Consider the following 12,905-nt stretch of genomic DNA (forward strand, 5'->3'; position numbering starts at 1 on the left):
CTAGCAGGGGCCGGAAGTCTAGCCGAAATAGTGAAAATTCTCTATGTACCTGATTGACCGACGGTAATCTCATCTCTATACTTCGCCGCCATTGAGCCCTGATGGCGGAATTGGTAGACGCGGCGGATTCAAAATCCGTTTTCGAAAGGAGTGGGAGTTCGAGTCTCCCTCGGGGCACCAAAATTAAGAAAGGTCTTGCTTAGCAAGGCCTTTTTTTTCGCCTGCGATAAAGTGGCTGACACCCCACCCACCTGTAGGAGCCGGCTTGCTGGCGATGCTTTTGATCCTGCTCTTATCTTCCCGCCACCCGCACTACTGGAACATTTCACAAGGATTCCCCCCATGGAATTACACCTGGAAACCGTCGCCCTCTTCTCCCTCAAACTGGCTTATGAAACGGAAGGTTCAAGCCCGATTTTGCGGGATGATCTGGTCATGGGTGACTACCAGCGGGATGTGTTTGAGTTGCTGGTGCGGCGGGGGGATGTTGAGGCGATTCAGGTGAAGGTGGGTGAGTGTGTGGGGTTGGCGTTGGAGGCTGTTGGGGGTGTGGATAGGCCGTTGGGGCGGGAGTTGGGGAGATTGGCGGGGGAATTTGCCGGGATTCAGACGGTGGAACAGCTTGATGCCCCGCTCATCGCGCTCAAGGATTATCTGAAAGATATTCAGTGAATGACGGTGTGACCAAAAAAAGCGGGAACGCCCGTAGCAGGGCTGAAATTGGGGGGTGTCCTGTTCATCCGATAATAAATCTGTCCCCTTTTCCGTGCAGGCACTACTCGACGTAGGCGGCAGGCTCTATGCCGCTACCCGCATGATCCAGCGGGATCCGGTGTCGCTGTTTAAGCTCGATATCCCTGAACAGGGCGAAAACTTTGGCAGCTGGAGGTGGGGAGACTTGGCAGACCGCGCCAGCGAATACCGCGTGCAAGACGTGCTCGCAATGTAACTGTTGATTACCCTGAAACGGCCCGCTTTCGCGGGCTGTTTAGATTACGCCAAGGAACGAAGCCATGAACGCGGCAACACAAAACAGCTCATCCCTATCCGAAACGCTGCAAGCGAGAAAAGCCTACCTAACCGCACTACTCAAGATCGTGGATACCAAGACCGGAAAAAGCACAGCAACGCAGAAGCTCACCATCACCGCGATCAAGGCAGAAATGGGGCTAATCGAGCATAAACTGAAAAAAAAGTGATGAGGATAAGCAAAGCTCGCGAAAGCTTCCGTTACATGGAAATCGGCAGGCAGTTCCCGGCCAAAAGCAGTCGACCATGACCGACAGCAATCGGCCCAGAAGCGAACGCGCACCGCCGCTGAGATGCGGCCACCCAAAACGGCCGTGGACAGCTTGGTGGCAAATTGGTAGCTTAAAGTGGCCCGTGCTGAACATTGAAAGGATATCGAATGTCTCTAAAAGATTTATTAGAGCGAGGCTATTTCCCGAAAGAGTTACCTAGCCCTCCGTTCACCACGACGCCCTTTGCAAATATTGTTACTGCACCGACCGGCTCACTTCCTGCAGATTTCGCGAATGGAGCGGATCCAAAGTACAAGCAGCTGCCGACATCAAAAATCGCTAGATACTCTCACGCCCGTGGCGGGCTATTACGACGCAAACTGGGAATATGTAATCCACTACACTACTATCTCCTCGCCAAGGAAATAATTGATAACTGGGCAATTATATCCCCCATGGTTTCTGGAACTGCCATTGCTGCAACTGCACCAGAATTAAAAAGCTTGGGTCGGGCAATCGAAGGGCGGCACTCCCAGGGTGCGCGGGCAATGCTTGCACAAAAGAATCGTTTGGGTAGAAGATTTTTATTAGAGACGGATATCAGTCGCTTCTATAGTAGCATCTACACTCATTCGATACCTTGGGCTCTCCATACGAAGGCTGCCGCCAAGATCAATCGCAGCCGAACGACTTTACTCGGAAACAATCTAGATTACCTTGTGAGAATGGGGCAGGATGGACAAACTATCGGAATCCCTATTGGCCCTGACACATCACTGGTTTTAGCAGAGCTTCTTATGCAGCGATGCGATGCTGAATTAATCGCAAGAGTTCCGAAGCTAAAAGGACACCGATTCATTGATGATTATGAGTTAAGCTTCTATACCAGAACGGAAGCTGAAGATGCATTTCATTTACTTGAAAGAGCGTTGAGCAATTATGAACTGGCTTTAAACCCAAAGAAAACTAAGGTTCTTGAGTTACCTTTACAATTTGAGGCGTCATGGGTTACCGAACTTCGAAGTCATAATATTCGGACATCAGCATCTGGCCAGGCAGTGGACATGGAAGCGCTTATAAATAAGGCCTTTCATTTGCATAAGCTATTCCCAGGTGAAGCAGTCTTAAGTTACGCAATCGCAAAACTTAGAGTGGTTGCACTACTTCCGGACAACTGGGAATTATTTCAGCGACTGTTGCTTCTTTGTGTAACGCCAGAGCCAGCGACATTTCCCTATGCCATTGATCTAATTATCAAATGGGTAAACGCCGGCTTTGCTTCGGCAATTCCAGAATTACATGAGGTCGTAAACTCGATAATTACTACTCACGCGCCATTAGCGCATTCCAGCGAGGTTTCACATGCGCTGTGGGCGAGTATCGCCCTCGGAGTCACACTCACGACTGAGGCCGTGACCGCACTGTCGATGGCAGATGACTCGGTGGTGGCGCTGATGGCGCTAGATTGTGAGAGTAGAGGACTTATGTCGGCAGTGCTCGACAAGTCCAATTGGCAAACCCATATGACCTCGGCTGGACTATATGAAGAACACTGGCTTTTATCCTATGAGGCTAATATTAAAGGGTGGCTGCCTTCAGTAGGTGGAGGTGATCATGTTGCAGACGATCCCAATTTCGGATTCTTAAAGGCATCTGGTGTCTATTTCTACGACACGGCCCCTTTGGTCGCGTTTCCTATTCCGGCTCCGACACTACCAACTCAAATATCTACATCTACAGCACACTCGCATTGAGTGCGAACAATGACGATATGTAATCCCTCATTGGGTTGTCGACTAATCCAGCTCAACTATTATGGCTTACTCAAGTAGCTAATGGTTTAAGATAAGGAGTCAAAACACACGTAACCCCCAGCATATCCAAAATAAACAAAATTTGAAACGTAATGAATGAGACTGGAACAATATATGGTATAGCATAAATAGTGCCCGCGCGAATTCGCTGATATCCTCTCGAGATACCAGTTATATGATAATCATCCTTCATCTCAAGTGAGGCTAGTGAAAAATCCACCCGGGTATGATTTTCAGAGTCAGTAGATGTGAGATTATACCGATCATGAAATTTGTCGAGTGGAATGCTTATGCCGCTTAACTTTGACTGCTTTATCTCTGTCCTGAGCTCTCGAATCAATTCTTTTATCTTGTCCCCACACTCATTTAAAGTTTGAGAGCGAACTTCATATCTAGCAGTAGAATTTATGACCGAATAAACTAAAACCGCTACTGCGAGAAAAATCTGCAGCATGTTCAAAACCTTGGAGCTGAATGCAATACTCACATCTGAATTCTGCACCAAGGGTATAAAAATCAAGCCTAACGACAGCATGGTAGTAGTAAAAAACGAAAAATTACTTTGCCTTTTTAAGCGCACAGAAGCATTGAATCTGCATCTAGCGGTCACGCGCATGCTGTTCAAAAGCTTCTCCGCAGGATCATCTATATTTTTTTCTATAGGGCCCAGGCTAAAGACCCAGGACAAGATAGCAGCCGCCGCTCCCCTAACGCTTTTTAAACTCATGAAGATCTTCTTTATTAGATTAATCGATTGTTAATGATTAGTTATGCTTGATTTGGCATGAAACGCTAATCCCCCTCTCAAGCGAAGATAACACAGTCACTCCTGTGATAAATATCAAAAAGCCATCAATCTATCAAAGCTGCCTTTTAGGTCAACAATTATCGAGGTTGCGGAACCCCGCCGGGAAATTGGGCAACGCCTCACTTCCCTGAAGAGATAAAAAACCGCGCAGATCATTAATCTAAGGGATTTTTGAGAGTGGAGGCCGAGGTCGGAATTGAACCGGCGTAGGTGGTTGCAACCCTCTGAATCGGACATTCTCGTAGCTACCTTGAGCAACAATTTTTGCCCAATTTATCCCAAGGCCGAGCGGCAGTTATGGGTCGGTTGCCGTCCTTCGCGACAGACAAAAAACGGCAGAAATCAGCCGCTCGCAACTTACCGCTATTGGCTGATTTCTGCCGTTCGTAAAGGACAGCAAACGACCACAAATGGTCACTTAGTTTGACCGATTACGCCCTTTAGCAGCCATCTGAGCGAACCCCATAGTTCGGCACAGAAATAATTTATTCAACTACACAAAAGAACAAATAAACATTCGGCTGTTAATCGGGATCGATCAAAGCACCGAAAGCATGCATGGCTTTCCTTCTAAGCTGAGCGTCGCAGAAATCTTCCATATCTAGTATTTTAATCAATGCATCGACCTGCTGCTCGCTGCGGTGTTCATATGACAAAACCAATTCGATTTGTTTGCTACTAAGGTACTGCGCTAAATATTGGTACGGATTCATATCGGGCTTAAAATGGGAAAGTATCATGTTCCACTTAAGCATCTGTCGCAGCCCCTCATGAATTCTCGTGTATTCAAAATAAGGTCGTAAAATCGAAGAGTATGTGTCGAGCAAGGCGCCTTTATGCCAGCGATAGTACTCTTGGACATGCTTTTTGTATTGGGCAAAAATTTGAAAAACGTCAACGCTACCTGATGCATCTTTGATATAAGTCTTAGCTTTAGCACTCCAGCCATCCCACGCTAGCAACTCTTCTTCGCTGACTCTGAAACTAGCTACCCGCAAGCCAGTTTGGAAATCGTAATTAATTTGCCAGTTTGCTTCTGCTATTCGCCAATGAGAACTAAAGTTGCGTAAATTTTGTAAAAAATCGTGCAAGCCAGGCGTAGAAAAGAACTTATTTCGATGCTCTACAAGACCGTCAACAGGCCATTTTGTACTAAATGCGCGAGCGATATCAACAACGGTCATAAGAGAAGAAGTACTATAGTAGAGTCTGCGCTTTACCTCCCTAACATACTCTTCTGCGTTTTTTTCATTTGTTTTGCTCCAAAACTCTATATCCTTGCTTCTTTCACTGAATACACTTATCTCATCTATTAGCTCTACAGTGCTCTTAGAGAACACCCAAATTGCTTCGTCAAGTTCATTAATACCGCGCCAGAGCCGACCTCCTTCCGTTTGATCGATTGACTTTTGCACTGTTTGGAAGTTAGAGGTCATAGCCTTTTGAATGTGCTGGCGCGTCCAAGGATGAGGAATGGTCTCAAGGTATCCGGTCATATACGCTCCAAAAAATCCAATCAAGATTTGGCTGGTATCTCGCGAGCATGCCACAAGATAAACAAGAGAGGGGAGTAAACGGAAGGTTTTAGGACGTGTTCACATCTTACCGCCCTATGAATCGATCCTGAATAAAGGTACTTTGAGCGGCCGCTTCTGGCCGAGAGCTAGCCGCCGTGAACAGCTGCTTCTGGCCAGAAGCGGTTCGTAGTCTGTTCAAGATGAACCACAGTTCTGAAGCTATACGCATCTAATTGGCCCAACTCATCAATTCGGCCAGCGAAGCAATCCTCCGCTATATAAGCCTCAAGTTTGGAGAGCCTTTCTTAACTGCAGACCTATTAGTTACATTTCCTGAAACCACTGACAACCTTGTCAACTGGAAGGTTAAAGCATTAATTTCATCTATGCTTACACTCAAGCTTTCTGCAATTTCACGACGACCTTGCTTTCGGTTTTGCAAAGCGTCTAACACTTTAGTGAGTAACTGCGATGTCTCTCGCTCCATCGGCTCTGGCTCATTAGCCCGATATCCACTTTTAGCGATATCTATACAAAGACTGCGGTAATTCCACTCACTGACCAACCCCAATGAATTAAAACGGTATGCCATAGCTGCAAGCGACACACCCCAATAATGCTTGAGCTTCATCAGATACTTAATAGAGTAAGTGGGTGGTTGATTAGCAGCCACACTCTCCTTAGGCATTAGAAAGGCTGCAGCAAATGCATCAGCCTGGCGCTCCATTTCAGGTCCGTGGGCTTGGCCGTGCTGCATGGTGTAAACGTCGCGCACCAAATGGCCTAGCTCATGTGCCGCGTCAAAGCGGCTCCGCTCCGCGGACTTGATGGTGTTAAGGAAAACAAATGGCTTGCCCTCATACCACGTACAGAAAGCATCAACCTCTCGGGTTTCTTCGGCCAGCGAAAAGACACGAATACCTTTCGACTCAAGCAAGTGAATCATATTGGGAATGGGTGCATTACCTAGTCCCCATACGCGACGGAGTGTGGCAGCTGCCTCTTCAGGCGCTAAATCGCTCAGGTCGGGTAACCCTGCCGAGGGAAGATTAAACCTTTCCTCTATCCAATGGTTGACTCTAAACGCGATGGCACCTGCTGCAAATGTGCAAGCTTTCAACGCATCAGTCATTTTTGAAAGTTTGCGAAAACTTACCGAATGTTCCATCAACTCTGGCATATCTTCATCAATGAAAAAAAACTGCTGAGGAAAGTTTAACAGTTTCGCGATTTTTTCCAAGGTCGCTGGCTCAGGATAAGAAGCACCACTTTCGTAGTTCTGTAGACTACGACTAGTGATACCTAACTCCTTTGCCAACTGAGCTTTAGTGAAGCGTCTTCTCACCCTGGCAAATGTGATCTGCTTGGGATTTATTTCGGACATAGCTACTTACTCACAACATGCCTATTTTAGGCTCTACTTCCACCGAAATCTGAGAACTTGATTCATCTTTACGAATGGTGAAATCATCGGGATTATTAGAAACACTTCCTAAGAGTATACGAACACCCCAGTTAGTAATTTTTTTATTACCGAACCCGGTTGGCAAAGACAACTCATATCGAATTTCCTTAATCACCTTATCATAGTGATAAAGCAACGCCCAGACTTGGGTTTCTCTCTGATGTTCCTTGGCGAACTGGAACGAGACACTATTGAATAGCTCTAACTGACGATTATTTTTATAAATAAAGCCCTCAGCAACCGCTCCTTTCTCAGCCTGGTTCGTCGGCTCATCAATTCCATTCTTGCCGGTTTCGCTGTTGCCAGTCATGACCACGATGGAAATGCTCCGATCAGGCGAGCTGATGAAAGGGCAGTTCTGCTGTTCATGGATATGCCAGTGAGCTGTCGCCAATAAAGTGCGTAGGTCTTCAACAGTCTTCAACCATTGCTGAACACCAGCCGCAGTCGGCGCGGACGCACGATTTGTCTCATTGCGTCCTCGGAGACCGCCAGTAATGGCATCACGGAGCAGGACTGGGCTCAAGTCAGAATGCAGCTCCCGCAAACGTACATCCACGTCCGCGGGCTCATCAATAATCGTCGCTCGCCGAGTGAAAGCGTTTGAGGCCGTCAGTTCAAATGTGCTCATCGCCGCTCCGTACTTGTTTCCGAATATGATCCCTCATGTTGAGGTATAAAAAGCGGAAACACAAGGACCGCTAGCTCAGAATACTTGGTAGTCCGCTCAAGGCCATTTACTGGCAAGATACCATCGTCCGCTTCCGCGATTGCTGCCTATCGGCGGCTCTCCCTCTGGCCAGTTTGGAGCGATCATAGCCGCCGATTGCGCACAGCAATCTAAGGGTAAAAATTGCTCTCCAGTCCCATATCAGTCCCATACGGCCATTTCTCGGACGCCAAAAACCAAAACACCCAACGTTTTCTATTAAAATCAGTGAGTTGCGTTTTCAGAGTGTGGCGATGCAGGAGAAACTCGACCCCCACGCAAACTTAACAATCGGTTTATCGGCACTCTGATGCAACAGGCCGCTATTGGCCGTGGTTAATCCTGAGGGCTCTCAGCGGGGGGCTGTTGTGTACTGAGTTGCTCGGTGATGAGCTTGGACAACAGCTCATGCAGTGGGCTTAGGTCAAGCGGACCTTGGGTCAGAGACTCGTCTACACGCTGGAGTGCAACAACGTATTCATCCCGGTCGCGACAAATCAGCTCAGGAAGGATCGTAGTTCCTGGTAGCCAGCTACCGGACTTTACACACAGCACGAAATAGCAGGCAGCCCTAGCAGTTCGACCGTTGCCGTTGATGAACGGGTGAATGTGGTTCAGTCGCCAGAGCACGTATGCCGACAGTGCCACTGGGTCGGATTGCTCCCAGTTTCTGTTCACCATATTCACAAGGTCATCCATGAGCGCCTCGACACGGTAGTGGTCTGGGGGCGTATGTTTGCCTACGTAGACTTGGCAAGGACGGTACTCGCCGGCATTCGTATGCAGGCAAGTAATCGCATGAAAGTTCAATGCCTTGATGATATGGGTCGACAAGAAGGGGCGCTGCGTAGCCAATGCAGCGCCGACTATGGACTTCAAAAAGTCGTACTGCCGATTGCCATTGGAGACTTCTAGCTCTTGATAAATAGGGTGTTGCTCGGTGCCTCCACATAGCTCGAATAGGATCAACGTTTCGCCCCTTGGACCCCTTCCTGCTCAAGGATCAGCTTGCGAACCTGCTCGCGGGTGACGCCGTTCTTCGAGCCCACAGACCCGTAGACGAACGATACACGCTGTTCCAATACTTCCTCGGCCGTCTGCTTATGTTGCGCGGCCCCTTTGAGCGCAAGCAACAAATCTGGACTTGTATTCAAATCCAAGAAATTCTTCGCCACGTTGACCTCCTTTGCGCTGGTTGACCTATGAATTCGACACCGGCGCACGCCAGATGTCCTCTTTATTTATCGATCCCGCTGATGAAGAGCGCAAGAAAATTTACGTTCCCGGCTCCAGGCACCGACGCGGGGGGGCGAATAGTCTGTGTTGCTGATTGTAGCCTGTTCTCACGCTTTCCCTCTGTGCGTTTAGTACCTACCGTCGAATCTGTAACCCCCAATGAGAAACGACAAGAGCCTGCATCGTTCCCTTGGCGACCCGCTGAAAATGACCGACTGCGACCTAAGGTTTACCCAAATTTGTAAACGCCGCTGTAACACCTATTTGGCATGTAACACCCAACGCACGTGAAAGATTAGCGGTGTGTAACGCCAATAAAACCCAATAAATTCAATTAGTTAATATCTATTGCAACACTTGTAACACCTGTAACACGTCTTTTCGAGCCCCACCCCCCATCGGAGAGAGCGCCGCCAGCGAAAGCAATACTGGCTTTGTTTCGCGCGCTGGGGCGCCAAATTCCAGCACGCCTGTGATTGTGCCGTCTGCCAACAAAGAATAGGGAGATGCATCGACCGGGCACTGACATTGCTGGGGACCCTGGGGATCTTCGATGGGTACGGGGTCGGAAACCCGCGTGATCGTGTTAGCGGAAAAGTGCACAGCTTAGTGAACAGGTGAACCCGGTGAACTGCTGTTCACCTGTGCATTTACCCTATCCCTTGGTAGCTCGCCGGGGCCCCTGGGCATTTCGAATGGGTACGGGGCAAAGAACCCGCAGCATCGTGTTAGTGACTGAGTTTTCTACGTTGGTTGACAGGTTGACGTGGTTGACACCATCCCCAAGGTTGACCGGGCTCAACCGTTCACTATCAACAACACAATTGCTCACCTTTACCGTTGCGGTAACGATGCCTTTTTCTCTTCAATATCCTTTCAATTTCAACGTCGAATTTTCAGTAAGCTCGGGGAACTGTCGCTACCAAGATCTCGCGGGTTTCCGTCCCCGTGTCTTAAGGAATACCTCAGGGTCCCCGGTGCTTTTGAGCAATGCCTCACAAACCTCACCTCGATGCTCATCAATATCACGTAACCGTGGTCGCGGCCGATACTGTCTCTATCATTTGCCTGCCCTAAACACACCAGCATCTGGTTAGTCAGCAGGCGTTACCTAAGTGGAGACACAGTGATGGGCCAAGTTAAAGAAGCAATGGACACCCTCACGGAAGGCGTTGGGCTGGCGAAAACGATTGCTCTGAAGGCAGCGAAGCGCCCATGGAGCAGAGTGATGCTTATGGCCTCGGTCGGTGTGCTTGTGATGGGCTCATATTGCTTCTACCTGACGTTGTTGGTCGGTGAGTTCGGCAAGAATACAGACGACTTCTTTGCCGAATATTTGGTGCAGCAACAAGATACCTTTGATCAGCGAGCACTGGACTACATCGAGATCTGCATAGATGCCCAGAAAAGTAATGACTCGAACAAGGACTACTACTGCCAGGACGCCACTGCCTTCTACAAGGACGCAATCACGGACTTACCCAATAACAGGATTGAAGAGAACATCCGACGCGCTGCCTATAGCGCAATGAAGGTCGAGTTGGGGGCCAAGCTCCGCGCGAGCGCTATGGAGCGCGCGATAAAGAAAAAGCCAAAACTTAATGACACCCTGAAATTTTTACTCAGCATCCAAGGGATGATTCTTTTCTGCACGATGGGTGCGATCGTCATGGGCGGTACTGCTTTTTACACCTATCGCTTGGCTCCGCCAGATCGATAGGCTAGCCAGCGAGCCGGAGCTTGTATCCCTCCTTGTATCCCAAACTGTATAATCAGCCTGCAAGCCACGTAATATATGGAACCCGAAAGTCTCCCTCGGGCACCAACATTAAGAAAGGTCTTGCTTAGCAAGGCCTTTTTTTTCGCCCGCAATAAAGCCCCTGACACCCCACACACCCTGTGGGAGCCAGCCTGCTGGCGATGCTTTCGCCCCTTGCCCTTTCACACCACCCGCACCGCCGGACCATTTCACAAGGATTCCCCCCATGGAATTACACCTGGAAACCGTCGCCCTCTTCTCCCTCAAACTGGCTTATGAAACGGAAGGTTCAAGCCCGATTTTGCGGGATGATCTGGTCATGGGTGATTACCAGCGGGATGTGTTTGAGTTGCTGGTGCGGCGGGGGGATGTTGAGACTATCCAGATCAAAGTGGATGAGTGTGTGGAATTGGCACTCGAAGCCATTGGTGGAGTGGATAAGCCGCTGGGGCGGGAGTTGCGGAGGTTGGCGGCTGAATTTTCCAGTATCAAGACGATGGAGCAGATTGATGCCCCGCTCATTGCGCTTAAGGATTATTTGAAAGACATTCAGTGAATGATCGGGCCGGGAGCAAGCTTGGTGCCCCAACGAAAGGCTTTTTCGGTATCACAAGGACGTATCAATGAATCGCCCCGGATTCTCTAGACACCTTGCAAGCTCATTGCGTAACGTTTTTCAAACTCTACCGGTGACAGCTGATTGTTGAAACCATGGCGGCGTTTTGGGTTGTAGAACATCTCGATGTAATCGAACACATCACTACGAGCATCTTGCCGTGAGGTGTAGATTTTCCGCTTGATTCGTTCCCGTTTCAGAAGCTGGAAAAAGCTCTCAGCCACGGCGTTGTCATGACAATTGCCTCGGCGGCTCATGCTGGCAACCAAATTGTTTGCCTTCAAAAAACTGCGCCAATCGGAGCTGCTGTACTGGCTGCCCTGGTCGGAGTGAACCATCACCTCTTGTTTCGGTTTTCGCCTCCAAACCGCCATCAATAACGCATCAATGGCCAAATCACTGGTCATCTGCGACTTCATTGACCAGCCAACGACCTGACGAGAAAACAGATCCAGCACCACCGCCAAATACAGCCAGCCTTCATACGTACGAATGTAAGTGATGTCGGTGACCCAAACTTTGTTGGGTTCTACGACATCGAACTGGCGCTTCAGTAAATTGGGTGAGGCGACCGCTGGCTTACCGCCGTATTTGCCAGGACGGCGTCGATACCCTGTCTGAGAGCGCAGACCTTCAAGACGCATCAGCCTCGCCACACGATGCCGACCACAATCCTCACCGACTTCGCGCAGATCGTCATGGACTTTGCGATAGCCATAAACGCCACCGCTCTCCAGCCAGGAATGCTTGATCAAACCCAGCAGTCGCTGGTCGTCTTTGGCGCGTACAGATTGCGGCTCAGACAGCCAGGCGTAATAACCGCTGGGATGGACTTTCAGCGTCAGGCAAAGCCGTCGAATCGAATAGTCGCCCGCTCGCTGCTTGATAAAGGCGTACTTCAACCGCACTCCTTGGCAAAGTACGCGGCGGCCTTTTTTAAGATGTCTCGCTCTTCGGTGACCCGCTTGAGTTCGGCTCGCAGACGACGCAGTTCAGCGTGCTGATCATCGTCTTGCTGCCGTTCTGCCTGAGGTTTGCTGTAGCGCTTTATCCAGGCATAGAGGCTATGCGTCGACACGCCAAGACGCGCCGCCACATCAGCGACAGGCAACTTCTTCTCGGTCACTTGATTGACCGCTTGGATTTTGAATTCTTCGGGATAACGTGGGTTGCTCATGGCACCTCCTGATTGGCCTTAGTTTAAGGCATGGAGGTGTCTACGAAACCCGGGGCGATTCATCCCCCATTGCCTCTCCCTCCTCGGAGGTGGCCAATGACCGACCAAACTGAACTCAAAACCATCGGCCTTACACCCGCGATCTACTGCGCGGATCAAGCGCTGTTTCATGTCACTCGCGGGGTTCCTCTGGGTGATGCGTTGTCCATGGACTCCGACTTTCTGTTTCTGGCCAAGACGCTCACTGAAGATGCTGCTTATGCCAGAGACTCTGACCGTCACGCCTGGGCTGCGCATTATCTGACTTCGATGAGCAAGGCGTTGGTGGATGATGCGGTGAAGGTGCTGACGCGGGATCGGGCTTTTGTGTCGGTGTCCAAGCGGGCGGGGGCTAAGGCTGAGGGTTAGTGGTTGAGGCCTGTGGGGGTGGTTTGTGAGGGTGGTGGCTGATTCGGTATTTGTGTTGGCTGAGTGGGCGCTATCGCTGGCAAGCCAGCTCCTACAGGGTATTGCGCCTCTGGGTGTGAGTGGACTCCCACAAGCTCTTGGGATAATGGCGATGA

The 12,905-nt window shown here is 49.6% G+C and carries 13 protein-coding genes and 1 tRNA gene; 7 read left to right on the forward strand and 7 right to left on the reverse strand.

What is annotated here, in order from left to right; genetic code table 11:
* Positions 1-95 precede the first annotated feature (95 nt).
* From KHO07_RS23895 to KHO07_RS23910, 4 genes are all read left to right on the forward strand, one after another.
* Positions 96-180: transfer RNA gene (locus KHO07_RS23895), tRNA-Leu, on the forward strand.
* A gap of 162 nt (positions 181-342) precedes the next feature.
* Positions 343-672, forward strand: a complete 330-nt coding sequence (locus KHO07_RS23900; RefSeq protein WP_212625705.1) for a hypothetical protein — start codon at positions 343-345, stop codon at positions 670-672.
* Between the two features lie 341 nt (positions 673-1,013).
* Positions 1,014-1,199, forward strand: coding sequence for a hypothetical protein (locus KHO07_RS23905; RefSeq protein ID WP_212625706.1), 186 nt, complete (start codon positions 1,014-1,016; stop codon positions 1,197-1,199).
* A 209-nt stretch (positions 1,200-1,408) separates the two neighbouring features.
* Positions 1,409-2,995 (forward strand): RNA-directed DNA polymerase, encoded by a 1,587-nt coding sequence (locus KHO07_RS23910; RefSeq protein ID WP_212625707.1) that lies wholly within the window; start codon positions 1,409-1,411, stop codon positions 2,993-2,995.
* A 70-nt stretch (positions 2,996-3,065) separates the two neighbouring features.
* Here KHO07_RS23910 and KHO07_RS23915 read toward each other — a convergent pair whose 3' ends face one another.
* The 6 genes from KHO07_RS23915 to KHO07_RS23940 form a co-directional block, all read right to left on the reverse strand.
* Positions 3,066-3,782 (reverse strand): SLATT domain-containing protein, encoded by a 717-nt coding sequence (locus tag KHO07_RS23915; protein WP_212625708.1) that lies wholly within the window; start codon positions 3,780-3,782, stop codon positions 3,066-3,068.
* Positions 3,783-4,387: 605 nt separating this feature from the next.
* Positions 4,388-5,359, reverse strand: coding sequence for a hypothetical protein (locus tag KHO07_RS23920; protein ID WP_212625709.1), 972 nt, complete (start codon positions 5,357-5,359; stop codon positions 4,388-4,390).
* Positions 5,360-5,654: 295 nt separating this feature from the next.
* Positions 5,655-6,764, reverse strand: coding sequence for an XRE family transcriptional regulator (locus tag KHO07_RS23925; protein ID WP_212625710.1), 1,110 nt, complete (start codon positions 6,762-6,764; stop codon positions 5,655-5,657).
* 10 nt (positions 6,765-6,774) lie between these two features.
* Positions 6,775-7,476 carry a hypothetical protein gene (locus KHO07_RS23930; protein WP_212625711.1) on the reverse strand — a complete coding sequence of 234 codons (702 nt, stop codon included), beginning with the start codon at positions 7,474-7,476 and terminating at the stop codon, positions 6,775-6,777.
* A gap of 414 nt (positions 7,477-7,890) precedes the next feature.
* Positions 7,891-8,523: a Fic family protein gene (locus KHO07_RS23935; RefSeq protein WP_212625712.1), complete on the reverse strand. Its 633-nt coding sequence runs from the start codon at positions 8,521-8,523 to the stop codon at positions 7,891-7,893.
* Positions 8,520-8,729, reverse strand: coding sequence for a hypothetical protein (locus KHO07_RS23940; RefSeq protein ID WP_124355758.1), 210 nt, complete (start codon positions 8,727-8,729; stop codon positions 8,520-8,522). Before KHO07_RS23940 ends, KHO07_RS23935 begins: the two co-directional genes overlap by 4 nt.
* A gap of 1,190 nt (positions 8,730-9,919) precedes the next feature.
* Here KHO07_RS23940 and KHO07_RS23945 point away from each other — a divergent pair.
* Positions 9,920-10,510, forward strand: a complete 591-nt coding sequence (locus KHO07_RS23945) for a hypothetical protein (RefSeq protein WP_212625713.1) — start codon at positions 9,920-9,922, stop codon at positions 10,508-10,510.
* Positions 10,511-10,775: 265 nt separating this feature from the next.
* Complete coding sequence (locus tag KHO07_RS23950) at positions 10,776-11,105, forward strand: hypothetical protein (RefSeq protein WP_212625714.1); 330 nt, start codon at positions 10,776-10,778, stop codon at positions 11,103-11,105.
* 86 nt (positions 11,106-11,191) lie between these two features.
* Here KHO07_RS23950 and KHO07_RS23955 read toward each other — a convergent pair.
* A protein-coding gene (locus KHO07_RS23955) for an IS3-like element ISPsy29 family transposase (RefSeq protein WP_094991499.1) occupies positions 11,192-12,342 on the reverse strand; the annotation gives its coding sequence in 2 pieces (ribosomal slippage) (positions 11,192-12,108 and positions 12,108-12,342; 1,152 coding nt in all).
* A 96-nt stretch (positions 12,343-12,438) separates the two neighbouring features.
* Between KHO07_RS23955 and KHO07_RS23960 the strand changes: the two genes are divergently transcribed.
* Complete coding sequence (locus KHO07_RS23960; protein ID WP_212625715.1) at positions 12,439-12,750, forward strand: DUF3077 domain-containing protein; 312 nt, start codon at positions 12,439-12,441, stop codon at positions 12,748-12,750.
* Positions 12,751-12,905 lie beyond the last annotated feature (155 nt).

Source organism: Pseudomonas sp. PP3 (genome assembly GCF_905336995.1).
Classification (GTDB): Bacteria; Pseudomonadota; Gammaproteobacteria; order Pseudomonadales; family Pseudomonadaceae; genus Aquipseudomonas; species Aquipseudomonas reinekei.

What these genes read in the sequence shown, in the direction of transcription:
- KHO07_RS23915 (WP_212625708.1), bottom strand. Translation starts at nt 3,782, where the DNA reads ATGAGTTTAAAAAGCGTTAGGGGAGCGGCGGCTGCTATCTTGTCCTGG.
- KHO07_RS23910 (WP_212625707.1), top strand. Translation starts at nt 1,409, where the DNA reads ATGTCTCTAAAAGATTTATTAGAGCGAGGCTATTTCCCGAAAGAGTTA.
- KHO07_RS23950 (WP_212625714.1), top strand. Translation starts at nt 10,776, where the DNA reads ATGGAATTACACCTGGAAACCGTCGCCCTCTTCTCCCTCAAACTGGCT.
- KHO07_RS23930 (WP_212625711.1), bottom strand. Translation starts at nt 7,476, where the DNA reads ATGAGCACATTTGAACTGACGGCCTCAAACGCTTTCACTCGGCGAGCG.
- KHO07_RS23905 (WP_212625706.1), top strand. Translation starts at nt 1,014, where the DNA reads ATGAACGCGGCAACACAAAACAGCTCATCCCTATCCGAAACGCTGCAA.
- KHO07_RS23920 (WP_212625709.1), bottom strand. Translation starts at nt 5,359, where the DNA reads ATGACCGGATACCTTGAGACCATTCCTCATCCTTGGACGCGCCAGCAC.
- KHO07_RS23900 (WP_212625705.1), top strand. Translation starts at nt 343, where the DNA reads ATGGAATTACACCTGGAAACCGTCGCCCTCTTCTCCCTCAAACTGGCT.
- KHO07_RS23945 (WP_212625713.1), top strand. Translation starts at nt 9,920, where the DNA reads ATGGGCCAAGTTAAAGAAGCAATGGACACCCTCACGGAAGGCGTTGGG.
- KHO07_RS23925 (WP_212625710.1), bottom strand. Translation starts at nt 6,764, where the DNA reads ATGTCCGAAATAAATCCCAAGCAGATCACATTTGCCAGGGTGAGAAGA.
- KHO07_RS23960 (WP_212625715.1), top strand. Translation starts at nt 12,439, where the DNA reads ATGACCGACCAAACTGAACTCAAAACCATCGGCCTTACACCCGCGATC.